At 57.9% G+C, this 26,608-nt stretch carries 21 protein-coding genes; 18 read left to right on the forward strand and 3 right to left on the reverse strand.

Translation table 11 applies throughout. The features are described 5' to 3' along the window. The first annotated feature begins 15 nt into the window (after positions 1 to 15). From QUE41_RS04745 to QUE41_RS04760, 4 genes are read left to right on the forward strand one after another with little or no spacing between them, the layout of a single operon-like run. Positions 16 to 1,308, forward strand: coding sequence for a TolC family outer membrane protein (locus QUE41_RS04745; RefSeq protein WP_286341781.1), 1,293 nt, complete (start codon positions 16 to 18; stop codon positions 1,306 to 1,308). Positions 1,309 to 1,310: 2 nt separating this feature from the next. Beyond that, entirely contained in the window at positions 1,311 to 2,369 is a 1,059-nt protein-coding gene (locus QUE41_RS04750) for an OmpA family protein (protein ID WP_286341782.1), read from the forward strand. Between the two features lie 38 nt (positions 2,370 to 2,407). Beyond that, entirely contained in the window at positions 2,408 to 3,088 is a 681-nt protein-coding gene (locus tag QUE41_RS04755) for a transglutaminase-like cysteine peptidase (RefSeq protein ID WP_286341783.1), read from the forward strand. Next, a complete protein-coding gene (locus tag QUE41_RS04760; protein ID WP_286341784.1) occupies positions 3,085 to 4,980 on the forward strand; it encodes an EAL domain-containing protein in 1,896 nt (631 codons plus the stop codon). The genes QUE41_RS04755 and QUE41_RS04760 overlap by 4 nt, the downstream gene beginning before the upstream one ends. A 22-nt stretch (positions 4,981 to 5,002) precedes the next feature. On the opposite strand, the gene QUE41_RS04765 is transcribed toward QUE41_RS04760, so the two are convergent. After that, positions 5,003 to 5,359: a hypothetical protein gene (locus tag QUE41_RS04765; protein WP_286341785.1), complete on the reverse strand. Its 357-nt coding sequence runs from the start codon at positions 5,357 to 5,359 to the stop codon at positions 5,003 to 5,005. An 82-nt stretch (positions 5,360 to 5,441) separates the two neighbouring features. On the opposite strand from QUE41_RS04765, the gene QUE41_RS04770 reads away from it, so the two are divergent. The 11 genes from QUE41_RS04770 (at position 5,442) to deoD (ending at position 20,137) form a co-directional block, all read left to right on the forward strand. Beyond that, complete coding sequence (locus tag QUE41_RS04770) at positions 5,442 to 7,613, forward strand: type I secretion system permease/ATPase (protein ID WP_286341786.1); 2,172 nt, start codon at positions 5,442 to 5,444, stop codon at positions 7,611 to 7,613. 17 nt (positions 7,614 to 7,630) lie between these two features. After that, positions 7,631 to 9,085, forward strand: a complete 1,455-nt coding sequence (locus QUE41_RS04775; protein ID WP_286341787.1) for an HlyD family type I secretion periplasmic adaptor subunit — start codon at positions 7,631 to 7,633, stop codon at positions 9,083 to 9,085. A gap of 212 nt (positions 9,086 to 9,297) precedes the next feature. Continuing rightward, a complete protein-coding gene (gene prfC / locus QUE41_RS04780) occupies positions 9,298 to 10,881 on the forward strand; it encodes a peptide chain release factor 3 (protein WP_286341788.1) in 1,584 nt (527 codons plus the stop codon). 87 nt (positions 10,882 to 10,968) lie between these two features. Further along, a complete protein-coding gene (locus QUE41_RS04785) occupies positions 10,969 to 11,109 on the forward strand; it encodes a DUF5363 family protein (RefSeq protein WP_286341789.1) in 141 nt (46 codons plus the stop codon). Beyond that, positions 11,099 to 11,872: a TatD family hydrolase gene (locus QUE41_RS04790; RefSeq protein WP_286341790.1), complete on the forward strand. Its 774-nt coding sequence runs from the start codon at positions 11,099 to 11,101 to the stop codon at positions 11,870 to 11,872. The genes QUE41_RS04785 and QUE41_RS04790 overlap by 11 nt, the downstream gene beginning before the upstream one ends. 257 nt (positions 11,873 to 12,129) lie before the next feature. Then, positions 12,130 to 13,371, forward strand: a complete 1,242-nt coding sequence (locus tag QUE41_RS04795) for a NupC/NupG family nucleoside CNT transporter (RefSeq protein WP_286341791.1) — start codon at positions 12,130 to 12,132, stop codon at positions 13,369 to 13,371. A 1,284-nt stretch (positions 13,372 to 14,655) separates the two neighbouring features. Continuing rightward, positions 14,656 to 15,498: a nucleoside-specific channel-forming Tsx family protein gene (locus QUE41_RS04800; protein WP_502875945.1), complete on the forward strand. Its 843-nt coding sequence runs from the start codon at positions 14,656 to 14,658 to the stop codon at positions 15,496 to 15,498. 417 nt (positions 15,499 to 15,915) lie between these two features. Continuing rightward, complete coding sequence (deoC, locus tag QUE41_RS04805) at positions 15,916 to 16,686, forward strand: deoxyribose-phosphate aldolase (protein ID WP_286341793.1); 771 nt, start codon at positions 15,916 to 15,918, stop codon at positions 16,684 to 16,686. 165 nt (positions 16,687 to 16,851) lie between these two features. Beyond that, on the forward strand, positions 16,852 to 18,174 hold the full coding sequence (gene deoA, locus QUE41_RS04810) for a thymidine phosphorylase (protein ID WP_286341794.1): 1,323 nt from the start codon (positions 16,852 to 16,854) through the stop codon (positions 18,172 to 18,174). A gap of 11 nt (positions 18,175 to 18,185) precedes the next feature. Next, complete coding sequence (locus tag QUE41_RS04815; protein ID WP_286341795.1) at positions 18,186 to 19,403, forward strand: phosphopentomutase; 1,218 nt, start codon at positions 18,186 to 18,188, stop codon at positions 19,401 to 19,403. Positions 19,404 to 19,432: 29 nt separating this feature from the next. Then, complete coding sequence (deoD, locus tag QUE41_RS04820) at positions 19,433 to 20,137, forward strand: purine-nucleoside phosphorylase (protein ID WP_028109859.1); 705 nt, start codon at positions 19,433 to 19,435, stop codon at positions 20,135 to 20,137. A 58-nt stretch (positions 20,138 to 20,195) separates the two neighbouring features. On the opposite strand, the gene QUE41_RS04825 is transcribed toward deoD, so the two are convergent. Then, positions 20,196 to 20,882: an AhpA/YtjB family protein gene (locus QUE41_RS04825; protein ID WP_286341796.1), complete on the reverse strand. Its 687-nt coding sequence runs from the start codon at positions 20,880 to 20,882 to the stop codon at positions 20,196 to 20,198. A gap of 93 nt (positions 20,883 to 20,975) precedes the next feature. Here QUE41_RS04825 and serB point away from each other — a divergent pair, with 93 nt between their 5' ends. Both serB and QUE41_RS04835 read left to right on the forward strand, forming a co-directional pair. Further along, positions 20,976 to 21,821, forward strand: coding sequence for a phosphoserine phosphatase SerB (gene serB / locus QUE41_RS04830; RefSeq protein ID WP_286341797.1), 846 nt, complete (start codon positions 20,976 to 20,978; stop codon positions 21,819 to 21,821). Positions 21,822 to 21,875: 54 nt separating this feature from the next. Further along, complete coding sequence (locus tag QUE41_RS04835; protein WP_286342908.1) at positions 21,876 to 22,820, forward strand: alpha/beta fold hydrolase; 945 nt, start codon at positions 21,876 to 21,878, stop codon at positions 22,818 to 22,820. On the opposite strand, the gene QUE41_RS04840 is transcribed toward QUE41_RS04835, so the two are convergent. After that, complete coding sequence (locus QUE41_RS04840; RefSeq protein ID WP_286341798.1) at positions 22,762 to 25,119, reverse strand: PilZ domain-containing protein; 2,358 nt, start codon at positions 25,117 to 25,119, stop codon at positions 22,762 to 22,764. The two genes, QUE41_RS04835 and QUE41_RS04840, sit on opposite strands and share 59 nt — an antisense overlap. 115 nt (positions 25,120 to 25,234) lie before the next feature. On the opposite strand from QUE41_RS04840, the gene radA reads away from it, so the two are divergent. Further along, a complete protein-coding gene (gene radA, locus QUE41_RS04845; protein ID WP_286341799.1) occupies positions 25,235 to 26,602 on the forward strand; it encodes a DNA repair protein RadA in 1,368 nt (455 codons plus the stop codon). Positions 26,603 to 26,608 lie beyond the last annotated feature (6 nt).

Consider the following 26,608-nt stretch of genomic DNA (forward strand, 5'->3'; position numbering starts at 1 on the left):
AATTTGTAGGGAACTATGAAACTCCGACTCATCTCTATACCGCTGTTCCTCACCTGTGGAATCGCGCTTCAAGCTCAGGCCGTCACTCTGCCAGAGGCCGTATTCAAGGCACTGCAACACCACCCCGATGTCAGGCAGGGGCAGGCTCGTGTCGAAGAGGGCGAGTGGCAAACCGAGGGCGCCAAGGGGGGCTACCTGCCCACAGTGGAAGTGACTGGCGACTGGGGCTTTGAGGTGGTGGACAACAACTCCACCCGCAGCCGTGGTGAAGAGCACGATACCTGGAGGCGCAACCAGGTGGGGTTTGAGGTTCGTCAGATGCTGTTTGACGGCTTCAGCACCGAAAACAACGTGGATCGCACTCACTCCTTCACCGAGGCGCGCCGCCATGAACTGGACGCGACCCTGGAGAACCTGGCCCTCTCTGTCAGTCAGGCTTACCTTGAGGTTCAGAAGCAGCGTCAATTACTGCAGCTGGCCGAGCAGATCCTCAGCAACCACCAAACCATCTATGAGCAGATCAAGAGCCGGGTCGACCGCGGCGTCGGCACCTCGTCCGATCTGTCTCAGATTGAGAGCCGGCTGAACAACGCCCATGCCAATGTGTTGTCTGCTCAGAACAACCTGATCGATGCCGAGACCCTGTATCACCGTCAGGTGGGAGAGCTGGCTCCTCAGAAAATGGAAGAGTTTGGCATCAGTTCCTCTGTACTGCCCACCAGCCTGGAGCAGGGGCTGAAGATCATGCTGGAGAACAACCCCACTCTGGCGGCGGCCCGCTCAGACATCGAGGAGACCCGCTTCCAGCTTAAGGGCACCAAGGCATCCAACTATCCTGAGTTCGATCTGGTCCTCAAGGGCAACTATGGCGACAACCTCAGCGGCATTCGCGGCCTCAACAACGACTATCGTGCCGTGGTCGAGATGCGCTGGAATCTGTTTAACGGTGGCCGGGACAAGGCCTCCACCCGTCAGGCTGCCAAGCAGCTGGACCAGGCGTTCGCCATCTCCGATGATGCCACTCGTCAGGCCGAGCAGGGGCTGAGACTGGCCTGGGTAGCCTACGACGTACTGGGTCGCCAGCGTGACTTCCTTTCCGGCTATAAGAAGACCACCATCGCCACCCGCAACGCTTACCGCAAGGAGTTCAACCTGGGTAAGCGCACCCTGCTGGATATGCTGGACTCTGAGAACGAGGTGTTTACCGCCGGTCAGAGTTACATCCAGGCCGACTACGACTACGAAGCCTCCAAGGTGAGGATTCTCAATGCTATGGGACAACTGAACGAAACGCTGGGAGTGCGCTGATCATGAACAATAAAACCAAACTGACTGCCGTGGCGGCGCTGACCGCCGTGGCGATGAGCGCCTCCGCCTGGGCCGAAGAGGGGGTGATGGAACCCAGCCAGGGCTGGTTTGTGGGCGCCCAACTGAAACACGCCGAGTTTGATGGCGATCGCAAGGATGGCAACGGCAATGAGATTCGCCGCGGCACCCTGGCCGGGCTGGAGCTGGGCTTTGACATCTCTGAGCGCTTCGCCTGGCGACTCACTGCCGCCAATGCGGACTTGAACTCCGACGGCGCCGGTGAAGATGAATCCGGCATGTGGTACGGCGCGGATCTGCTTTACCACATCAACGACAAGCGCAACTACTTCATCCTGGGCGCGGATTACATCGACCTGGACAGCGAAGCGACCCAGGCTGCCCACCTGGGTTTCGGCATCCGCTACAACATGACCCCCTCCTGGGTACTGACCGGCGAGGCCATGGTGCATCAGGGGTTCGATGAGGGCTACTCGGACTTCACCGCGGGCCTCGGCATCCGTTACTACTTTGGTGGTCACAAGCCAGAGTCCAAGCCGGCGCCGGTTGCGCAGCTTGCGCCTGTGGCGGTCGTCGATACCGACGGTGACGGTGTGGTGGACTCCCTGGATGAGTGTCCGGCGACCCCGGTGGATTACGCCGTTGATTCATCCGGCTGCACCCTGTACCGGGAAGAGACAGTCTCCAAGCGGCTGATGGTCAATTTTGCCAACGACAGCGCCGACGTGCCCTCCGAGTCTCGAGAGGACATCCAGGAGCTGGCCGAGTTCATGGAGAAGTACCCTCAGCTGAACGTGGTGATCGAGGGGCATACCTCCTCCGTCGGCGCGGACGATTACAATCAGCAGCTGTCTGAGCGTCGTGCCAATGCGGTGTCCGAGATTCTGGTCAGTGACTATGGCATCGATGGCGCCCGGGTCTCCGCCAAGGGATTCGGCGAGTCCAACCCTTTGCTCAAGGGCAGCAGCGAAAAAATCCATGCCGCCAATCGCCGGATTATGGCAGTATTGTCGGTAAACGAAAAAGTCGGAATTCGAAAGTAAACTGGAATGCGTAGATGGCGCATTTTGGGTCGTCATCTATGCATTGGTCCAGATACACCTGCCTTATTATCCTGATACTCTGGGTCGGCTTGTTAAAAGCCGGCCAAGGTCTGGACTTCTCCAAAATTGGCGCCTTTCTTAAATCCAATTACGGTGCTGAAGCCTACGAAAGGGGCGTTCAGTGGCAACAGCTGCTGGATAAATATCAAACCCAGCCAAAGCAGTCGCAATTAAAGGCGGTAAACGACTTTTTTAATCAGCTCACCTTTGCCGACGACATCTATGTGTGGGAGCAGGAGGATTACTGGGCTACGCCGGTGGAGTTTATAGGCCGAGGTGCCGGAGACTGTGAAGATTATACCCTGGCCAAATATTTCTCCCTGGTGGAGATGGGGTTCCCGGCGGACAAGCTGAGGCTGATGTACGTGAAGGCCGTGGAGTTCAATCAGCACCATATGGTCCTGACTTATTACCCGAAAAAGGGGGCAGAGCCCCTGGTGCTGGATAACATTGATCCCAAGATAAAGCCTGCGGGTCAGCGACAGGATCTTATTCCTATCTACAGTTTCAATGCCGATTATCTTTGGCTGGCCAAGGCCAGGGGCGGCGGTAAGATGGTGGGGGGCTCGGAGCGCCTCAGTCTATGGCAGGATATTTTAACCAGACAATCGGAATATCTGGTACCCAAGGGTTCGGCGCAACAGGATAAACCACAATGACGCTTTATCGACAACTTCTTATTTTGCTCTGGACAACGCTGCTTATCTCCCTGGTGGCGGTGGTGGCGGTGAATTTCCGGGCCAGTTCAGAGTCCCTGCAGGCGCAATTGCACACCAATACGGAAAATGCGCTCACCTCCCTGGGAATGAGTGTGTCGCCCTATTTGGATCCTGTCGATGAAACCCTGGTAGAAGGTACGTTGAATGCGGCATTCGACGGCGCCTTTTATCGGAAGATGAGAATTGAACTCTATGCTGTGGACCGGGTGTTCGAGCGGGAGAACCGCGCCAACCCACAAGGGGTCCCTGCCTGGTTTATTGCCCTGTTTCCTTTCCCCTCTGTGGTGGCAGAAGCACCCATCACCACAGGCTGGACCGAATCTGCCCTGGTGACCATCGAGGGACACCCTGGTTTTATTCAGCAGCAGTTGTGGCAGATCACCTTTCAACTGCTCCTGGTGTACGGCTCACTGTTCCTGGCGGCCGCACTCTTTGGTTCCTGGGGCATCCGTCTGCTGATCCGCCCCCTTAACCAGATTGAGGCTCAGGCGAAGGCCATTGAAGCCAGAGATTTCGATCACCGTATTCCCCTGCCCAAGACCCGTGAGCTGAAGCGGGTAGTGCTGGTGATGAACAACCTGATGAAGATTTTGCAGGAGCGTTTTGCCAGTCACGCACGGCAGTTGGAGACCATGAGGGTCAAGCTGCAGCAGGATGGGGAAACCGGCATCGCCACCCGCCAGCACCTGGTGAATGAGCTGGAAGCGAACATCGCCGATGCCGATAAACACGGCGCTCTGGTGATGTTGCGTTTGCTGGACGCGGAAAAGATTCGTAAGAGCTTCGGCTACGGTGCCTGGAGCACGCTCCTGAATCAGTCCATTGAGTCTCTGAAAGGGGCCTTTGGCTCAGAAGAGGTGGTGGTTGGGCGCATGTCCGAGGCGGAACTGGCCCTGCTGATCCCCACGGTGCCCCGAGCCGACCTGTCCGCAGAACTGCAGGCGCTCAGGGAGACCCTCAGCGCCCTGAGGCAGACTGGTGTTGCCCCGCAGGATGCCATCTTCCTGCTGGCCGGCACCACCATACTGGCCGACGACACCAAGGCCAGTGTGCTGACTCGCAGCGATAACCTGCTTTCTGAACTGGCGGCCAAAGGGGTCAACCTGGCCAAGTGGGCCGACGACATGCCGGCAGGGTCACTGAGAACCGGCCAGGAGTGGGTAGCCCTGCTTCGTGAGCGCATCGACAGTGGCAAGCTTCACCTGGAAACTCAGGGAGTGTTCTCTGAGCTGGGTGGCCAGGCGATCCATCATGAGGTCTATGTGCGGCTGCTGGATGAGTCTGGCGCCCAGATGCCAGCCGGCGCCTTTATGCCGGTCATTGAACAGTTTGATCTTGGGGTCGCCCTGGATATCTCCGTGCTCAAAAAGGTGCTGGAGACCCCCCAAGGGGCCCCTCAGGCGCTGAATATCTCGCTCTCCTCCATGCGGGACACCCGATTTGTCGGTCGCCTCTCCTCTCTGACCAGGGAGGAACTGGCTCAGGTGGTGATCGAGGTGTCCGAACAGCAGCTGAAGAGAGAGCGGGAGTTGGTGGAGAGCTTTATCCAGATCCTCAACTCCCTCTCCATCAAGTTTGGCTTCGATAATGTCGGAGCCACGGGGATCAGTCTGGATTATGTGACTGCCCTGAAGCCTGCCTACTTGAAGGTGGCGCCGGGGCTGTGCCGGGGAGCGGATGAAGACAGCCTGATGCTGGTGACGGGGATCTGTAATACGGTACACAATCTGGAGGTGCCGGTGTATGCCACAGTGGTGGAGAACCAGCCTCAGCTGGAGAAACTGCAACAGACTGGCATTGACGGATTCCAGGGCTACATTAATAACCAGTAGTTTTTCAGATAGCTATCCTGGATCAGATGAGGATCTCATCCTTGTCAGAGTCGGCGATCAGCGTGGAGCTGGTGCTCAGGGTAGAGAGGGCTTTTCGCATGGAGCGACGTTCAAGCAGCTTTTGCTGAGCGGCCGGGGGCAGCTCGGTAAACTGGATAAGGTCCTTGTCGGTCAGCAGGTCGATAAGATCCTCCAGCACACGAATAAAGGCCATGTCGCTCTGTGACAGAGCGGAGTACTCTTTTCCCTCTTCGTGGTTGCGCTGAAGAAACGCGTAAACATCAGGGTGATCAGAGGCTAGCTGCTCCTGCTCTGCAAACAGGGCGGTTTCGGAGAGAGACTGAATATCACCTTGCGGATTGCGCGTCACATAAAACATGGACTGTCCTGTTTTAAAAAGTGTTAGCATCAACAAAAAGTATATGTAAATTTCGGCAAAAACAAGCGGCTAAAATCCTTATATGCCAGACCAAATCTTGAATGAACCTGAGCAACAATGGCACTTCTCCGCTCAGGAAGACACCTTCTTCGATCCTCTGCTCGATGCACTGCTGATTGCCTGCAAGATGTATGGGGTCCCCAGTTCTGCAGATGAACTGAGGGCGGGACTGCCCCTGGAAGACAATCGGCTGACCCCGGACCTGCTTCCCCGGGCCGCCAAACGGGGCGGATTGTCCGCCAGATTGCTGCGCCGCCGCGTCGAGCAGATTGACAACCTGCTGCTGCCGGCCATTGTATTCCTGCAGGACGGCAAGGTGGCGGTCCTGACCGAGCTCAGCGCTGAGTCTGCCCTGATGGTGCGCCCGGAGGCGGGAGAGGGGGAGGTTCGCCTCTCCAGGGAGGAGTTTGAGCAGGAGTACCTGGGGTACGTCTTCTACCTGAAGAAGCAGTTCCGTTACGACAGGCGGGCTCCCAGTTCCCTCAAGGTAAACCGACGCCACTGGTTCTGGGGCACGCTGCAGCAGTCCTGGAAGATCTATCGCGATGTGTTCCTGGCGTCCCTGCTGATCAGTGTGTTTGCCATCGCCAGTCCGCTGTTTGTGATGAATGTGTACGACCGGGTGGTGCCCAACAATGCGGTAGACACCCTCTGGGTGCTGGCCATCGGCATCAGTATCGTCTTCCTGTTCGATTTTCTGCTGAAACAGCTTAGGGCCTACTTCATCGACCTGGCGGGGAAGAAATCTGATGTGCTGTTGTCCTCTCAGATCTTTGAGAAGGTGATGTCCATCAAGATGTCCGCCCGCCCCTCCTCTGTGGGGGCCTTCGCCAAACATATGCAGGAGTTCGACTCCGTCCGGGACTTCATCACCTCGGCGACGGTGACCGCCCTGTTGGATCTCCCCTTCGGCTTGCTGTTTATCTTTATTATCATCGCCTTGGGTGGCTGGGTGTCGGTGATCCCCCTGACCGCCATGGTGATCGTCATCGGTTTCAGCATCTGGGTGCAGCGTCCCCTGAGGGAGAGCGTGGAGGAGTCCAGCCGGATGGCCAGCGTCAAGAACGCTACCCTGGTGGAATCCCTTACCGGCCTGGAAAGCATCAAGCTGGCCGGCGCCGAGGGTCAGTTGCAAAAGCGCTGGGAGCAGGCCGTGGGCCACATCGCCGAGTGGAATGTGAAGACCCGTCGTCTGGCCTCGTCCGCCAGCTCCGTGGCCAGTTTCTGCATCCAGATGACCACAGTGGGGATCATCATCCTGGGGGTCTACCTGATTCAGCAGGGGGATCTCTCCATGGGCGGGCTGATCGCCTGCGTAATGCTCTCCTCCCGGGCCCTGGCGCCCATGGCGCAGATCGCGTCTTTGGCCACCCGTTACAATCAGGCCAAATCCGCCTTGAAACTGCTGGGTGACATCATGGAGCTGCCGGTGGAACGCCCGGAAGAGAAGCGTTTCCTTCATAAGGAGCAACTTGAGGGGCACATCCGCTTCAATCAGGTGAACTTCGCGTATCCCGAGCAGCGCACCCTGGCCCTCAATGGCGTCAGTTTCCGCATCAAGCCCAAGGAACGGGTGGGGATCATTGGCCGTATCGGTTCTGGCAAGTCCACCCTGGGCCGCCTGATGACCGCCTTTTATGAGCCAACCGAAGGAGAGGTGTTGCTGGATGACGTGGACATTCGCCAGCTCTCGCCGACCCATGTGCGTCATCTCATCGGCATCGTCCCCCAGGACATTACCCTGTTCTACGGCACCCTGAGAGACAACCTGAAGCTGGGAGTACCCTGGATTGACGACGATGCCGTGGTGCACGCGGCGGAGATGGCCGGGGTGATGGAGTTTGTCCGTCAGCACCCCGATGGTCTGGATATGCCCATTGCCGAACGGGGCAGCAACCTCTCCGGCGGTCAGCGCCAGAGTGTGGCCCTGGCCCGAGCCCTGTTGCTGGAACCCAGGATTCTGATGCTGGACGAACCCACCTCCTCCATGGATAACACCTCGGAGGCCAGGTTCCTGAATAAGATGAAGGAGAGCCTCAAGGATCGCACCCTGGTGCTGATCACCCACAAGGCTTCCATGTTGGAACTGGTGGACAGATTGATCATTCTGGACAAAGGCAAGATTGTGGCCGACGGTCCCAAAGAGGTGGTTCAGGAAGCGCTTCGCTCCGGCCGTCTCCACGTTGACCGGTAAGAGTGGCAGGAGCAGCTATGGAACATCAAGACACGCACTCTTCAGAGTCACAACAGCAGCCCAGTCATCAGGCTGCCACTGAGCCAGCCAGCCCGGCCCGGGGCAATAATGTCCCGGAATCGGACCTGCAATTCACCTCCGACAGAATGGCGGTGGTGCTCGAATCCTCGCCCAAGGGGGCGCGTTTGCTGCTGTGGGGCATCGCCCTGTTTGTGGTGGTCGCCCTGGTGTGGGCCAATTTTGCCGAGCTCGATGAAGTGGCGGTGGGCATGGGTAAGGTGATCCCTTCCAAGCAACTTCAGGTGGTACAGAACCTGGAAGGGGGCATTGTCGAGTCGATTCTGGTGAAGGAGGGGGATCAGGTGGAAGCCGGTCAGCCCCTGCTTCGCTTGGACGACACCCAGTTCAAGGCGACCTTCAGGGAGAATGAGCAGGCCTATGATAACTTGCGGGTAATCGTCGCCCGTTTGAAGGATGAGGCCTCCATTCTCAGGCTGATGCACGAGTCCGATCAGTTCCGCGCCCCCAACCTGCAGGTCAGTTCCGTGTACCTCAATGGCTTGCCCAAGGAGCTGAATCTGCTGGTGGCCCGCGAGCGGGAGGTGCTGGAGGGCAAGATCAACAATCTGGAAGCTGGACTGGATGTGTTCTCTGGTCAGATTGGCCAGAAGCGGGATGAGTTGATTGCCCTTAAGAACAAGGGTGCCAGCCTGAAGATCTCCTATGAACTGGCGGAAGAGGAGATCGAGCTTAAGCGGCCACTGGTGATTGAAGGGGTGGTGTCCCAGATTGAGTTTCTTCAGGACCAGCGCAGCCTGAACGATCTCAACGGCGAGCGGGAAGCGATTCGACTGTCTATCCCCATGGTGGAGAAGGAGACCGCCGAGCTGATTCAGAAGCAGTATGAGATGGTGGCCAAGGCCCGCTCCGACGCCCTGAGTGAGCTGAGCACCAGTGAGTCGGAGCTGAATCAGATGGAGGAGAGCCGGGTTGGATTTGAGGACAAGCTCAACCGCACCCTGGTGGTCTCGCCCATGCACGGCATCATTCAGACCATCAACGTCAGTACCCTGGGCGGGGTGGTTCAGCCGGGGATGAATCTGGTGGAGATCGTGCCGCTTGAGGGCAACCTGCTGGTGGAAGCGCGCATCAAGCCGGAAGATATCGCCTTCATCCGTACCGGTCTGGATGCAGTGGTCAAACTCACCGCCTATGACTTTGCCATCTATGGCGGCCTGCACGGCAAGGTAGTGCACGTCAGCCCGGATACGGTCATCGATGAAGAGGGCCGCAGCTTCTATCTGGTGCGGGTGGAAACCGATAGGGCCTACCTGGGCCCGGAAGCCAATCCTCTACCCATCATCACCGGGATGATGACCTCGGTGGACATCCTTACCGGTAAAAAGTCGGTGCTCGATTATCTGCTGAAGCCCATCAACCGGGCCCGGGCCAACGCGCTGCGGGAACGCTAAAGGACAACAAAGGAGGGCAGGGCCCTCCTTTTTCTTTGGCTTATTGGTGGACACCAGAAAGCTGCACTCTGAATCAGGTATAGCTACTAGCGGTAATTTAGCAGGGTTCCAGAGTGTTACTGCGCTAATTGCAATGACAAGTTTTATGCCGTCGCCAAGGCCTGACGGGATTGATATAATGCCGGCCTTTGTTTGTTCATCCATGGGTTGTTATGTCTACGCACCAGCAGGAAGTGGCCAAGAGGCGCACCTTCGCAATCATCTCTCACCCCGATGCGGGTAAGACCACCATCACCGAAAAAGTGATGCTGTACGGAAACCTGATCCAGAAGGCGGGTACCGTAAAGGGGCGCGGCTCAGGCCAGCACGCCAAGTCTGACTGGATGGAGATGGAGAAGGAGCGTGGCATCTCGGTGACCACCTCTGTGATGCAGTTCCCCTATGGCGACTCTCTGGTGAACCTGCTGGACACCCCGGGTCACGAAGACTTCTCCGAAGACACCTACCGAACCCTGACGGCGGTGGACTCCTGTCTGATGGTGATCGACGCCGCAAAGGGTGTAGAGGACCGGACCCGTAAACTGATGGAGGTGACCCGACTGCGCGATACTCCCATCGTTACCTTTATGAACAAGCTGGACCGCGACATCCGTGACCCCATGGAGCTGATGGATGAAGTGGAAACCGAGCTGAACATCATGTGTGCGCCCATTACCTGGCCCATCGGCTGTGGTAAGGAGTTCAAAGGGGTGTACCACATCCACCGCAACGAGGCGATTCTCTATCAGAGCGGCCAGGGCCACACCATTCAGGATGTGGATATCGTCAAGGGCCTGGATAACCCCGAACTGGATGACAAGATTGGCGCCGAGCTGGCGGAAGTACTGCGTGAGGAGCTGGAGCTGGTGCTGGGCGCCTCCAACGAGTTTGATCAGGAGATGTTCCTCACCGGTGAGCTGACTCCGGTCTACTTCGGTACCGCCTTGGGTAACTTCGGTGTGGACCACATGCTCGATGGCCTGACTGCCTGGGCGCCTGCCCCTCAGCCTCGCGCCACCGACGCCCGTGACGTGACCGCCGACGAGGAGAAGTTCTCCGGCTTCGTCTTTAAGATTCAGGCCAACATGGATCCCAAACACCGGGACCGCATCGCCTTCATGCGCATCTGCTCCGGCAAATACAGCAAGGGGATGAAGATGCGCCATGTTCGCATCGGTAAAGATGTGGCGATCTCCGATGCGGTGACCTTCCTGGCCGGTGATCGCAGCCACGCCGATGAAGCCTATCCCGGTGACATCATCGGTCTGCACAACCACGGCACCATCCAGATTGGCGACACCTTCACCCAGGGTGAGGAGATGAAGTTTACCGGCATCCCCAACTTTGCTCCTGAGATGTTCCGCCGCATTCGTCTGAAGGATCCTCTGAAGCAGAAGCAGCTGCTCAAGGGCCTGGTACAGCTCTCCGAAGAGGGCGCGGTGCAGGTGTTCCGTCCCCTGGACAACAACGACCTGATTGTGGGCGCCGTCGGTGTGCTGCAGTTTGATGTGGTGGTGGCCCGTCTGAAGTCCGAGTATAAGGTGGACGCCATTTATGAAGCGGTCAGTGTGGCGACCGCTCGCTGGGTTAACGGTGAGGATCCCCGTAAGCTGGATGAGTTCCGTCGTAAGGCATCTACCAACCTGGCCCTGGATGGGGGAGATAACCTCACCTATATTGCGCCTACCATGGTGAACCTGAACCTGACCATGGAACGCTACCCGGACATCGTTTTCCATAAGACCCGGGAGCACTAGGCTGGGTCGTGGAGAATAAGCCACGTATAATGAAGGGCAGCAATCGCTGCCCTTTTTCTTTATGTACCGTTTTTCAAGGAGAGAGCCATGGGATGGATAAAGCGCTGGTGGCGCGCCTACTGCGCTTGGTGTGATGCCAATGGGCTCAGTCCGGAGCACAAACGCTCCTGCGTGCCCAGAACCAAGGAGCCCTCCCCGGAAAAGAGCCCCCGCCCCGATGCTGATTGACAGCCATTGTCATCTGGATTTCGCCGAGTTTGATCAGGACAGGGAGCTGGTGCTCGAGCGCGCCCGAATGTTCGGGATTCAAGGGGCGATAGTCCCCGCCATCGGACCTGAAAACTGGCAGCGGGTCATTCAGCTGTGCAGCAGCCAGACTCAGCTCTGGTTCGCCCTGGGCGTCCACCCCTGCTTTGCCAGCCAGGAGAGCTTCGCTCATCTCGAGGAGCTGGAGAGTTTGCTGAGCCACTTACCCTCCAGGCTGGTGGCGGTAGGGGAGTGTGGCCTGGACGGAGTCAATTCATCTCTGGCCATGCCTGAGCAGATTCGGCTGTGTCTGCAGCAGATGCGATTGGCCAACCGTTTTGACCTGCCGGTGATCTTCCATATAAGGAAGGCGCATCATCATCTGCTGGCCCTGTTGGATCAGGAGCCATTGAAGGCGGGTGGGGTGGTACACGGATTCAGTGGCAGTCCCCAGGTGGCCTCCGAGTATCTGCGCCGAGGTCTCTATCTCGGGGTGGGGGGCGTCATCACTTACCCCAGAGCCTCAAAAACCCGTGCCGCGGTGGCCGGTGCCTCTCTGGAGCGCCTGCTGCTGGAAACGGACTCTCCCGATATGCCCCTCAACGGCTATCAGGGCCAGCGCAACGAACCCCAGCGAAGCGCCCTGGTATTGCAGGAGTTGAGTCAGCTTCTAGACTTACCCATTGCGTCGCTCACCCAGGCTCTGTCTCAAAATCACCTCCGCCTGTTCCGGCGCATGTTGTAAATTCAACATCAAACTAACCTCTTAAAGGCTGCTACACTTGACTTTTTAGCTTTTGAGCTGAGTTTGACTGTAATTTGAGCAACAATTTTTGTATGCGAATTACTGATTTGTAAGATAAATATGGCGACAGGCTGATTTGTGCTCAAAAAATGCGATCTGATCGGCGATTTTTGTTGTGAGTCACAGTATAATCCCGTGCGGATGATAAGTTGATTTACGACACTATTTATAAAATTTAACAAGAGGATGATGGGTTCATGGGTATTCTGATGAGCTTAGTCGGGGTGGTAACCCTAGTACTGATTGCCGTTTTGTGTTCCACAAATCGCAAGGCGATCAACCTGCGCACCGTTGGTGGTGCGTTGGCCATTCAGGCCGCTCTGGGTGCGTTCGTTCTGTATGTTCCTTTCGGTAAGGACGTACTGGGCAATATCTCAGAGGCTGTTTCCAGCGTAATTAGTTACGCCAACGACGGGATCGGCTTCCTGTTCGGCGATCTGGCCAAGTTCAAAGTTGGCTTTATCTTCGCCATCAACGTTCTGCCAATCATCGTATTCTTCTCCTCCCTGATTGCGGTTCTGTACTACCTCGGCATTATGCAGTGGATCATCCGCATCCTGGGTGGCGCGCTGCAGAAGGCTCTGGGCACTTCCCGTCCTGAGTCCATGTCTGCTACCGCCAACATCTTCGTGGGTCAGACCGAAGCACCTCTGGTGGTTCGTCCTTTCATCGCCACCATGACTCAGTCCGAGCTGTTCGCCATCATGACCGGTGGTCTGGCGTCTGTAGCCGGTTCCGTACTGGCTGGTTACGCCGGTCTGGGTGTTAAGCTGGAGTACCTGATTGCTGCTTCCTTCATGGCGGCCCCAGGTGGTCTGCTGATGGCCAAGCTGATTGTGCCAGAGACCGAAGCTGCCAAGCAGGACATGGCTGACATCGGCGAAGCCGAAGACAAGCCTGCCAACGTACTGGATGCCGCCGCGGCTGGCGCATCTTCCGGTATGCAACTGGCTCTGAACGTAGGCGCCATGCTGCTGGCCTTCATCGGTCTGATCGCCATGATCAACGGCATCATCGGTGGTGTTGCTGGGTGGTTCGGTTACGAAGGCGTAACCCTGGAGCTGCTGCTGGGCTACCTGTTCTCCCCTCTGGCCTTCCTGATTGGTGTTCCATGGGAAGAAGCTCTGGTTGCCGGTTCCTTCATTGGTCAGAAGATTGTTGTTAACGAATTCGTTGCCTACATCAACCTGGCTCCCTACCTGAGCGGTGAGGCCCTGATCAACGGCGCAGTTATGACTGACCGTACTCAGGCTATCCTGTCCTTCGCTCTGTGTGGCTTCGCCAACCTGTCCTCTATCGCCATTCTGCTGGGTGGTCTGGGCGCCATGGCTCCTAACCGTCGTCACGACCTGGCTCGCCTGGGTGTACGTGCGGTACTGGCTGGCTCCCTGTCCAACCTGATGAGTGCGACTCTGGCAGGCCTGTTCCTGGCTCTGTAATCGCATCGCACTCTAGAGTGTAGAGAGGCCGAACCTTAGGGTTCGGCCTTTTTTGTATTCGGCAAAAAAGTTTACGGTTCTTTGGTTCCGCCTAAGTGCTTGTGCCCCCCCTCAGGACGGCTCACCCTTTGTGTGAATCACTCTGCCTGGCCCTGCTGTTGTTCCGGCAGTGCTGAGAGGCTCTCCTGAAACAAAGGCTGGCTGCAGTGGATTGACGTTGTAGCCAGGCTCATCGGGAGCCCTGTACCGCCGGCCGGGGAAAGCTTTCGTCCTTTAATTGACTGCTGTCAGGACCAGACTCAGCGCAGAGAAGGGCGGTTTGCCCCTGGTGAATGGAGTGCTACTGGTTATGACGCTCTTATCCTGCCTCAGACTGTCACTCTCCTTCGTGGAGGAGAGAGATATACCTGCCTCTCTTTACCCCGGCGATATATTTGGCGACCGATAATAAACCGGGTTTCCGAGTCGCTTGTGATAGCGAGTCATTCGAACACAGGCTGCACCGCCACTGGCTTCAACACCTTTATTCCTTCTTGAGTTTTTCTTGCTCGTCTCTTAAATCCGGGTTGACAGTTCTTTCATCAACAAATGCCCTTGGGGCTTGCCAGCGGATGGTAAATATGATGGGCGTTGACTCGGCGTAATTCATTAATCAGAACTGTTGGTGGGTGACGCTGGTTGGTCCAGTTTGAGCAGGTGATCCAGATCGCAAACAGCACTCTTTCACCTGCCTTGCCATCGTCTCTAAAGTGGGAGTGGCAGGGGGTGACCGTGATTCAGGTCACGCAGGAATTATTGGTGTGAGAGTGGTTATTATTTTACAGGTGTGCGAGTGAGTCGAGATCTATGGCTGAGGGAGGGGCTGAGGTGGTCAAAATTTGGCTGCTCTTTGGTATTAAATTTTCAAGGCGCGGCGCCTGCTCGAATCCTCCTCATATTTCGCGCGAATATTCTTCATTTGTAGCAAACTTACACTATGATCGAGAGCTCTATGTTGTTAGATCATATTTTGGTTAACAATTGAGCTGGTTGGTGCTCTTCGTGTAATAAAGTGACGTATTGAGAAATAATGTGACGGCGGTGGTTCTGTTACGCCAGTATGACAAAAAGTCTATCAAAAGCGGGTGAAAATGTTAGCTGGATCACGATCCTGCACATTTTCACTTTCTTTTTATTGGAAACCGGGAACAACCGATTGTTCCTGTGAGTGCGTTAGATAGAATGCGCTTGCTCCAAGGATGTTGGAAAACCAAATTTTAATAATCTGTATATATACAGGGGTTGATGATGAAAAAGATGTTGGCCGGTGCAGCTCTGACTGCCCTCTCTCTGAACGCTTTCGCTGCTGACTACTCTGACGGCGATATCCACAAGAACGACTACAAGTGGATGCAGTTCAACCTGATGTACGCTCTGAACCAGCTGCCTCAAGCTGATGGTTCTCACACAGGTCACGACTACCTGGAAATGGAATTCGGCGGTCGTTCCGGTATTGTTGACCTGTACGGTTACCTGGACGTGTTCAACCTGACCAACAACGAAGGTCAGGACATGAACTCTAACTCCAACTCCAGCAAGATGTTCCTGAAACTGGCTCCTCGTTTCTCCCTGGATGCCATGACCGGTAAAGACCTGTCTTTCGGTCCTGTGCAGGAAATGTACATCTCCACTCTGTTCAACGTTGACGGCAAAATCGGCAGCGGTAATGGCCTGTATAACACCTTCTGGGGTGTGGGTGCTGACGTAATGGTTCCTTGGCTGGGCAAAACCGGCATGAACCTGTACGGCCTGTACGACGCCAACGAGAGCAAGTGGGACGGCTATCAGTTCTCCATGAACTGGTTCAAGCCCTTCAAGTTCTTCGAGAACGGTTCCTTCCTGTCCTTCCAGGGCTACGTTGATTACCAGTGGGGCATCGACGAAGTATCCTTCGGCGCCGGTACTGAGAACCAGCTGAAAACTGACAAAGGTGGCGCTGCCTTCTTCGGTCTGTACTGGCACTCTGACCGTTACTCCGTTGGTTACGGTCTGAAAGGCTTCAAAGACGTATACGGCCTGAAAGATGGCGGTGTAGTTGGTGATGCCACTGGTTGGGGCCACTACTTCGCAATCACTTACAAGATCTAATCTAGTAAGCTGACTGATAAGCCCCGGCGCTCAGGCCCCGGGGCTTTGTTTTTCCTGCTTCCGGCCCCCTGTGAAAGCCAATCAGGCTGTAACGAATCATGGCCAGAATATTGTCAGTAATAATTCAACAAAATCGGCTCTGAGCGGTTGTAATCTCGCGTTTCTACTGCCATGATGCTGCATAGTTTGTTCATTGTACAAAACTGAGTGTTCGCACTGGAGTGCCAGTGAGGTGCTTCGGGAACTCTCCAAGGAATTTATCTCGCGTCACGCATGTGAGCGTAGGTGACCTCCAGCCTTGAACCCGTCCGGGTTCAGTGCCTGCCGTTAATAGGTTTTATTAGAATTCGTGCCACGTGCGAGTGACCATTCTTTTTCTATACTGCTTTTAGTTTAAATTTAGACTGGAGACTCACCATGAGTGATATCAAAGCGATTGCACAGCGCGCCATTCAATTGATGGACCTGACCACCCTGAATGACGACGACACCGATCAGAAGGTGATTGACCTGTGCCACAACGCCAAGACTGCTGCTGGCAACACTGCGGCCATCTGCATCTACCCTCGCTTTATTCCTATTGCCCGCAAGACTCTGCGTGAGATCGGTGCCGAGCAGGTACAGATCGCCACAGTAACCAACTTCCCACACGGTAACGACGACATCGACATCGCCGTTGCTGAGACCAAGGCTGCGGTTGCCTATGGTGCCGACGAAGTTGACGTAGTATTCCCTTACCGCGCCCTGATGGCCGGCAATGAGCAGGTGGGTTTCGACCTGGTTAAAGCCTGTAAAGAAGCCTGCGGCGACGTACTGCTGAAGGTGATCATCGAGTCCGGTGAACTGAAAGATGACGCCCTGATCCGTAAGGCGTCCGAAATCTCCATCGACGCCGGAGCCGACTTCATCAAGACCTCCACCGGTAAGGTTCCGGTAAACGCCACCCTGGAAGCCGCTCGCATCATGATGACCGTGATCGCCGAGAAGAACCCTGCCATCGGCTTCAAGCCTGCTGGCGGCGTTCGCAACGCGGAACAGGCCGGTGAGTACCTGGATCTGGCTGCCGAACTCCTGGGTAAAGACTGGGTTTCCCCCCGCACCTTCCGCTTCGGTGCTTCCAGTCTGTTGAACAGCCTGCTGCACACTCTGGAACTGGCTGACGCTCCAGCAGAAAGCAAAGGTTATTAATCTACACCCAGATTGATATTTGTGATCCGGATCGCCGGAACTGGTGCTGACCTTGACTAAAATTGGGTCAGCGCTAGTAAATTTACGACACATTAGTTCCGAGTCCGTTTCAAAATTATAAGGTGTTGCTCCCGTCGCAGGAGCAACCCATATCGGAGGCATAGGATGTTTCTACCGCAAGAGATAATCCGCAAGAAGCGTAATGGAGAGCCCCTGTCCGAGCAGGAGATCCGGTTCTTCGTTGAAGGCATTACCAACGGCAACGTCAGTGAAGGTCAGATTGCGGCATTCGCCATGGCGATCTACTTCAATGACATGCCCATGGATGAGCGTATCTCCCTGACTAAGGCGATGCGTGATTCCGGCATGGTGCTGAACTGGGATGCCCATAACTTTGACGGTCCTGTTATCGACAAGCACTCCACCGGTGGTGTGGGTGATGTTGTTTCCCTGATGATGGGCCCCATGATTGCTGCCTGTGGCGGCTATGTGCCGATGATTTCCGGCCGTGGCCTGGGCCACACCGGTGGCACTCTGGACAAGCTGGAAGCGATTCCCGGCTACAACATCACCCCGACCAACGAAGTGTTCGGCAAGGTAGTGAAGGAAGCGGGCGTGGCTATCATCGGCCAAACTGGTGACCTGGCCCCTGCGGACAAGCGCTTCTACTCCATCCGCGATGTGACCGCCACCGTTGAGTCCATTGCTGCCATTACCGCGTCCATTCTGTCCAAGAAGCTGGCTTGCGGCCTGGAAGCCCTGGTGATGGACGTGAAAGTCGGCAGTGGTGCCTTCATGCCTACCTATGACGCGTCCAAAGATCTGGCTCAGAGCATCGTGGATGTGGCCAACGGCGCCGGTGTTCGCACCTCTGCGCTGCTGACCGACATGAACCAGACCCTGGCGTCCAGCGCCGGTAATGCCGTGGAAGTGCGTGAAGCGGTTCGCTACCTGACTGGCGAATATCGCAACCCCCGTCTGCACGAAGTGACCATGTCTCTGTCCGCAGAACTGCTGGTTCTGGGCAAGCTGGCTGCAGACACCACCGACGCTCGCGCCAAGCTGCAACATGCGCTGGACAGCGGCAAGGCCGCCGAGGTCTTTGCCAAGATGGTGTCCGGCCTGGGTGGTCCAACTGATTTCATCTCCAAGATGGATATCTACATGCCACAGGCGGAGATCATCCGTCCCGTATATGCTGAAGATAGCGGCATCGTGACTGCCATGGACACTCGCGCCATGGGCATGGCCGTGGTTGGCCTGGGTGGCGGTCGTCGCCTGCCTACCGACGGCATCGACTACGCCGTGGGCATGACCAACATCATCTCCCTGGGTGAGACTGTCGACAGTGCCACGCCGATTGCCATGGTTCACGCCCGTAACGAGGCGCAGTTCCAGGAAGCTGAGGCGGCGCTGCGTCAGGCGATCAGCCTGGGCGATGCCTATGAAGCCACTCCGGATGTGTATGAGACCATCCGCGGTCGCTAAGGAGTAATTGAATGAAACGCGTATTTATCCTGATGATGGACTCCTTCGGCATCGGTGCCGCAGGCGACGCCGACAAGTTCGGTGACGTCGGTTCCGATACCTTTGGCCACATTGCCAAAGAGTGTGCCGAAGGCCGCGCCGAAGTGGGCCGCAGTGGCCCCCTGAAGCTGCCCAACCTGGCCAAGTTTGGTCTGGTCAAGGCGGCCCAGGAGAGCACTGGTCAGGTGCCTGCGGGTATGGATGCCGACATCGAAGTGACCGGTGCGTACGGTTACGCCTCCGAGCTTTCTTCCGGCAAGGATACCCCCAGCGGTCACTGGGAGATGGCCGGTGTGCCTGTCCTGTATGACTGGGGTTACTTCACCGACAAGCAGAACAGCTTTCCCAAGGAGCTGACCGACCGCATCCTTGAGCGTGCCGGTCTGGATGGATTCCTGGGTAACTGTCATGCGTCCGGTACCGCCATCCTGGAGCAGCTGGGTGAGGAGCACATGCGCTCCGGTCAGCCCATCTTCTACACCTCTGCGGACAGCGTCTTCCAGATCGCCTGTCACGAGGAGAGCTTCGGTCTGGAGCGCCTGTACGAGCTGTGTAAAATTGCTCGTGAGGAGCTGGAGCCCTACAACATTGGTCGTGTGATTGCCCGTCCATTCGTTGGCAGCGGCGCCGCTGATTTTGCCCGTACCGGCAACCGTGCCGACTACGCCGTTGAGCCACCAGCGCCTACCGTGCTGGACAAACTCAAGGCCGCTGGTGGTGAAGTGGTTTCCGTGGGTAAGATCGCCGACATCTACGCCAACTGCGGCATCACCAAGAAGGTGAAGGGCAGTGGTCTGGAAGCGCTGTGGGATCGCACCCTGGAGCAGGTCGATGAAGCCGGTGATAACACCATCGTGTTCACAAACTTCGTAGATTTCGATTCCTCTTATGGCCACCGCCGTGACGTAAACGGCTATGCTAATGCACTGGAATACTTTGATAAGCGGCTGCCAGAGCTTCTCGAGAAGCTCAGCGACGGTGACGTCGTGCTGGTGACTGCGGACCACGGCTGTGATCCTACCTGGTCAGGTACCGATCACACCCGTGAGCATGTTCCCGTACTGGCCTATGGCAAACCTGTGACTGCGGGCTCTCTGGGGCACCGTGAGTCCTTTGCTGATATCGGTCAGTCCATTGCCAGCTACTTTAAGCTGGACGCTATGGACTACGGCAAGTCCTTCCTGAATTAACTGATGAAATGAAATAGGGGTCAATAATAATGGCAACTCCACACATTAATGCACCAGCCGGCGCCTTCGCCGAAACCGTTCTGTTCCCTGGCGATCCTCTGCGCGCCAAGTACATCGCGGAAACCTTCCTGGAAGACGTTGAGCAGGTTACCGACGTACGTAACATGCTGGGCTTCACCGGTACCTACAAGGGCAAGAAAGTGTCCGTAATGGGTTCCGGCATGGGCATCCCATCCTGCTCCATCTACGCCAAAGAGCTGATCACCGAGTACGGTGTGAAGAACATCATCCGCGTAGGCAGCTGCGGTGCCGTAAGCACCGACGTGAAAGTACGTGACGTGATCATCGGCATGGGTGCCTGCACCGATTCCGGCGTTAACCGCACCCGTTTCAAGGGTTACGATTTCGCCGCCATCGCCGACTACGGCCTGCTGTCCAACGTCGTGAAGTCTGCCGAAGCGTCCAACATCGCCGTTAAGATCGGTAACATCTACTCTGCCGACCTGTTCTACACTCCGGATCCAGAGATGTTCGACATCATGGAGAAGATGAACGTTCTGGGCGTAGAGATGGAAGCTGCCGGCCTGTACGGTGTTGCTGCCGAGTACGGCGCCAACGCCCTGTGCGTAGTGACCGTTTCCGATCACATCCGTACCGGTGAAGCGACCACCTCTGAAGAGCGTCAGACCACCTTCAACGACATGATCGTGATGACTCTGGACTCTCTGCTGTAAGCCGAAGTTTCAGATGACAAAGGCGGGCCTTGTGGCCCGCCTTTTGTGTTTCTGGCGCTTATTTCTCCCTGGAAGGGGGGCTTTCTTCTTCCCGGGCGCTCTGCTCGGATCCCTCCGATTCGGCCATTTTGGCGGCCTTCAGCTGTTCCCGGCGGCGATGGATGTCCAGGCGACGGGTGGAGAGGGCCAGAGTCAGCAGGGCCCCCCCCAGGCCTGCCATCAGCATCATCAGCGGCTGCTGCCGAATCAGGGTGCGCTCCAGGCGGCGTTGTTCGATGAAAAACAGATGGGTATTGGCGCGAATGCGCAGGTAACCCAGAGACTGCTCCTCCAGGATCACATCGGCCACAAAGGGATCGAACCTGTCCAGGGCGGCGTCGAGGACCTGCTCTTCCGGCAACTGGGATTCAGGAAACAGGCTCTGAGCCTGGAACAGCTTCTGGCCATCGGCGCTGAACAGGGTGGCGGAGAGGATACGGCTGTCTGCCACCAGGCTGTCCACCAGCCACTGCAGCTGATCATCCTTCTCCTCGGCCAGGGCCGGGGCAGCGGCGATGGCGGCAAACTGAACGATCTGTTCCGCCTGCTCATCGGCCTTGTCGTAGAGTAGCTGGCTGCGCTGGGTCACCTGGTGTTGCCACATCAGCAAGATGGCGCTGAGCAGGCCCACGGAGGCGACCACCTGCATCAGCCTGAGGGTCAGTCGTCCGTAGTTATGGTTGGTTGTCTCGCCGTTATGGGTCAAGCCGTTGTCCTTGCAGCCTCTTCATCCTTTTGTGATCCTAGCGATTAATCTGCGCAATGAACAGACAACCTGTCGCTTTTCAAGGAGTAAGCCATGAGTTCTCAGCCTCTTACCGTCCAGGAGACCCGGATTGTCCTCACCGACGCGGCCGACGCCGAGCGGCTGGCCGGTGACGCCCGGCAACAGGGGCTGGTGGTGTCAACCGGCCACAGGGGCGCCCACTACTGGGTCAGTTGGCTGGGGGAGGCCGCCTTGCCTCTGCCACAAGGCGCCGAGCGTTTTAGCTTGTGTGCCGAGCGGCCCAGGCTGGATACTCCAGGGCTGTTGTTGATGGATATGGACTCTACCGCCATCGACATAGAGTGCATCGATGAGATCGCCCGGGCAGGGGGCGTGTATGATGAAGTCAGCCAGGTGACCGAAGCGGCGATGCGCGGTGAACTGGGTTTCGAGGAGAGCCTGCGCCAGCGGGTGGCCAAGTTGGACGGCATCCCAGCCTCAGTGCTGGATGAGATCGCCGCCAACCTGCCGCTCAACCCTGGCCTGGAAGCCCTGGTTCTTGGGCTGAAACAGGCGGGCTGGAAGGTGGCCCTGGCCTCGGGCGGCTTCAACCGCATCGCCTCGGTTCTGGCAGCTCAGCTGGGATTGGATCACTTTCAGGCCAACGATCTTGAGGAGGCCGGCGGGCTGCTGACCGGCCAGGTCTGTGGTGAGATTGTCGGTGCCGAGGTGAAGGCGGCGATCCTGGCTCAGTTGGGGGAGAAGTATGGCATTCCCCAGTGCCAGTGGGTGGCCATGGGGGATGGGGCCAATGACCTGCCGATGATGAACCGGGCGGCGCTGGGGGTGGGCTTTCGGGCCAAGCCGGCGGTGGCGGCACAGGCGGATGCCCACCTGGCCACCCTGGGTCTGGACGCCACATTAGTGCTATTGATCTAGATCACAAAACAGGGTCTAATCAAGCCTCCAAGGAGTAGGAGGTTTGGATTGGCCATGACACACAGCCAGGGATCGGAGTTTATCGATTATCGCAGCGGCCAGCTGCATCTGCGGGTATTGATCCCGAAAGAGTCGCCCAAAGGCGTCGTATTGATGGTGCATGGCGCCATGAGCAATGGCCGGGTGTTCTACAGCAGCGGCGGCCGCGGCCTGGGGTGCTATCTGGCGGATCAGGGCTACCAGGTCTATGTGCTCGACTGTTACGGTCACGGGCAATCCCATCCTCCCCTGGCGCATCGTGAAGAGCATGGCCAGTATGAAGTGATCCACGAGCAGCTGCCCCTGGTGCACAAGCTGTTGCTGGAGCGACATCACCAGCCCGTCCATTGGGTGGGCCACTCCTGGGGGGGCGTGCTGATGATCGCCGCCCTGGCCCGCTATCCCTCCCTGTTGGCACAGATCCCCACCCTGACCCTGTTTGCCTCCAAGCGCACGGTGCGCAGCTGGAGCTCCGAGCGGTTGCTCAAGATTGAGCTGGCCTGGAAGCGACTGTTTCCCTGGCTGGGGCAGAAATTGGGTTATCTGCCCCTGCAGCGCTGGCGGGTAGGGATGGATGACCAGTCCACCCGCTTCTTGATGGATTCTCTGCCCTGGATCTCCGACGCCCACTGGCTGGATGAGATGGATGGCTTTGATTATGGTGAAGCGGCCAGGGAGCTGGTGGCTCAGGGGCGATGGCCCGCCACCTGGTTTCTGGCCGGGGCTGGCGACAAGGCCCTGGGCAACCCCAGGGATGTCAAAGATCTGATGCAGGAGTGTGGTCTGGATGGCATGGCGCGCTATCAGGTGCTGGGTCGCCGTCAGGGGTGGCGCCGTGACTACGACCACGCGGGCATACTGACGCACCGGGATGCAGCCCATGAGCTGTACCCCGATGTACTCAGCTGGCTGCAGTCTCCCCAGTGGCGAGCTGATACTCCAGCAGGGTCTCAGGGGTGATCTCCTTGAGTTCACCCACCACCACCACCTGCCACAACATCTCCTCCAGCTCCTTGGCCCGATGCAGGGCGTGGGTGCTGATGGCGGCCAACTCCCCCTGCAGATAGTCCAGGTCCGGTTTCTGAGCCCGGCTGAGCTTGAGGCTCACCACCTTGAGGTGGCCTTTGGCCCCCAGCTCCATCAGTTTGCTGTGGATATTGTGACTGTCACCGATCTCCGACAGGGTCCAGCTCTTACGCAGCTCCCGCTCCGGTGGCCAGTGAAGCAGAAGGGTGCTGTGCCACTCCTTGTGCTGCTCCTGACCCTTGCCGATCCCCTCCAGGTGCTCCTTGACCACGGCATTGTCCAGAATCGCTGCCAGACTCAGCCCTTGCGGGTCGGTCAGGGCCTGGAAGGTGGCGCTGGGCAACAGGCTGCTGCCGGCCAGGTTGGCTTCCAGGTGTGTTTTTCTCTTGTGCACAAAGAAGGGCAGGGAGTAGAGCCGCTTCAGGATCAGGTTCTTCATCCCCTCCAGCAACTGGCGGTGCTGCAACTTGGAGCCCACCTGGGTGATCTTGCTGCGGTTCTGGCTCAGCAGGTGGGAGAGGAACACCACGCCCGCATGAGGCTCATCCTCTGAGGCCTTCAGGTGCAGGGTGCGTTTGTCCTTCTGACAACGCACCAGCTCGTAGGGCAGGGCCTTAAGCTTGAGCTTGCCCGCCATGGGCTGCAGCTCGGGAAACGCCACCTTGACCATCTCTCTGGGTTCCAGCTCGGCGTTTTCGGTGAGCATCAGTCTCAGTCCCCGGGGGGAGACATCCACGGACTGGGCGATGAGATCGCGGCGGCCGTGGCTGATCACCACCTTGGTGTGCAGCGAGAACCTGGGCTCGCGGCGCAGCTCCTGGTGATCGCAGGCCAGTGGGCTGGGATCCAGGTCAGAGACCCGCTTCTGGCCAAATCGGCGCAGCTGGTTGATGTGGCATTCGGATTCGTAACCGCCAAAGCCACTCTCCTGGCCAAGGAAGGTGCTCTCCAGGTTGATCAGCAGCGACAGGGCGCGCAGCTGCTGCTGCACCAGGGAGTCGGCGGCGCGGCCATTGACCGGTGAGTGGCAGGCCCACTCCTTGTCACGGTCGCTGATGGCATGGAGCCGGATGCGGTGCAGCTTAAAGCCCTGCTTGTGACTGCCGTGCTTAAAGAAACAGGCGGCCATCTCCAGCTTGTTCAGTTCCCACAAGGTGGCGGAGAAGAACAGCCTGTGGCCCTCGTGCAGGTGAACAAAGCTGAACAGCAGTTGGTGCGCCACTTCGCCGGGCTGCTTCAGTACCCGGGCCAGGCGCTCTTCGGTGAGGGCGGAGCCAATCTGGCTGTGACCCCGTTCATCCATCCAGTAATCCAGGTGGGCCAGGTTGGCCTTGGTCTGCAGCACCAGAGAGGGGCGCAGCTTGCCCTGCTTGATGGACATGGCCAGGGGCACCGAACTCAGCTGAGGCAGGTATTGGCGCTCATAGCCGCGGCTCTTGGCGGTGCGCAGCAGGTGATTGAGTTCGGGGCGGGTGCGCAGGCGGCTGACGCTGAGAATCCGCTCCAGGGTCTGGTCCAGATCCGACTCGCTGTCGTTGCGCACCAGCCTCAGGCTCTGATGGTCGTCCGTCGGCAGGGCTTCCACCAGCCGGTAGCTGACGCCATGCTTGAGCTCAGGAGCAACAAACTCAGAAGCCAGCTCGGTGAAGCTGATGAAGATCGGCAGATCCGGGTTCAGGTGCCATTTGCGCTCCGTCTTGATTCGGGCACCGCGAATGGACAGGTCCTGGGTACGGCCGGACACAGGCGCCCCCTCAGGTTGCCACAGGGTGATGGCGGAGGAGAAGGTATGGCGGGTTTCCCGGCGGCGGATGTAGTGCCCCATGGGCAGCAGGTCCATGCGGAAGGGGGCGGGCTCCTTGGGCGCGTCGCTCTCCTGCTGTTCCTGCTCAGGTTCCCCTTTGAGATAGGTCATCAGCGCTTCATAGGCGCCGACGGTGTAGCGTCCCTCGTAGAGCTCCAGCTGCTGCTCGAGAAACTGCTTGGCTTCCTCGGTGAGTCTGTGGGTCAGGCCGGCAATGTCGCACTCGGTGACCGCCTCGGTGCCACTGAGGTCGATGCGACGCAGGCAGTCCTGATTCAGGCGCCTGAGCTCCATGCGGATCAGGAAGCGATCCGAATTGCTCAGATGGGTGGTGGCCTGATCCAGCAGATTGTCGAAGCTGCTGTCCTGCAACAGAGGAATCAGCTGATTTATGAGGTCGTGGTGCTCTTCCATGGGAACGCTGTTCAATTTTTTATCCCCAAGAGTGTAACCCGTGGCGGGGATGACGTATATAATCCCAGGCTCAAGTGAATGATTGGAGTCTCATTTTTTGTGGCTCCTCCGATGAGCATGGGCGAAAAGTATGGCCAAATCCAAGTCTGCGTATGTGTGTAACGATTGTGGCGCCGACCACCCCAGGTGGCAGGGGCAGTGTAACGCCTGTGGTGCCTGGAACACCCTGACCGAGGTGCGCCTTGGGGCCGCACCCAAGGGGCGCAGCGATCGTTTCAGCGGCTATGCCGGTGATGCCACCAACAGTGGTGTCCAGTTGCTCAACGAGATTGATCTGCAGGAGTTGCCACGGTTCTCCAGTGGTTTCAGTGAGCTGGACCGGGTGCTGGGCGGTGGCATCGTACCCGGCTCCGCCATTCTCATTGGCGGTAACCCAGGGGCCGGTAAGTCCACCCTGCTGCTGCAGACCATGTGCCGACTGTCCCAGTCCATGAATACCCTGTATGTGACCGGTGAGGAGTCCCTGCAGCAGGTGGCGATGCGCGCCAACCGGCTGGGGCTGCCCACGGACAAGTTGAAGATGCTGTCGGAGACCTCGGTGGAGCAGATCTGCCACATCGCCGATAAGGAGAAGCCCTCCATCATGGTGATCGACTCCATCCAGGTGATGCATATGGCGGATGTGCAGTCCGCCCCGGGCAGCGTGGCCCAGGTGCGGGAAAGCGCCGCCTACCTGACCCGCTTCGCCAAGCAGAACAACGTGGCCATGTTCCTGGTGGGGCACGTCACCAAAGACGGCTCCCTGGCCGGGCCCAAGGTGCTGGAGCACTGCATCGACTGCTCGGTGCTGCTGGACGGCGACGGCGATTCCCGTTTCCGTACCCTGCGCAGCCACAAGAACCGCTTCGGTGCGGTTAATGAGCTGGGGGTGTTTGCCATGACCGGGCAGGGGCTCAAGGAGGTGGCCAATCCCTCCGCTATTTTCCTCTCCCGCGGCGAAGAGCAATCTCCCGGGTCTGTGGTGCTGGTGATCTGGGAGGGGACCCGTCCCCTGCTGGTGGAGTTGCAGGCCCTGGTGGATCACAGTCAGCTGGGGAACCCCAGGCGCATCGCCGTGGGTCTGGAGCAGAACCGGCTGGCGATGCTGCTGGCGGTGCTGCACCGCCATGGTGGCCTGCAGATGTCCGATCAGGATGTGTTTGCCAACGTGGTGGGCGGGGTCAAGGTCACCGAGACCGGCGCCGATCTCAGCCTGCTGCTGGCCATGGTGTCCAGCTTCCGGGATCAGGCGCTGCCCAGGGATCTGGTGGTGTTTGGCGAGGTGGGGTTGTCCGGGGAGATCCGGCCGGTGCCCAACGGTGGCGAGCGCCTCAATGAGGCGGCCAAGCACGGCTTTACCCGCGCCATTGTGCCTAAGGGCAATGTGCCCCGTCAGCCTGTGGAGGGGATGGAGGTGATCGGTGTCACCAAGTTGGCTCAGGCCCTGGAGGCCATCTAGCTTCCG

Origin of the sequence: Ferrimonas sp. YFM, from assembly GCF_030296015.1 — a bacterium.
Classification (GTDB): Bacteria; Pseudomonadota; Gammaproteobacteria; order Enterobacterales; family Shewanellaceae; genus Ferrimonas.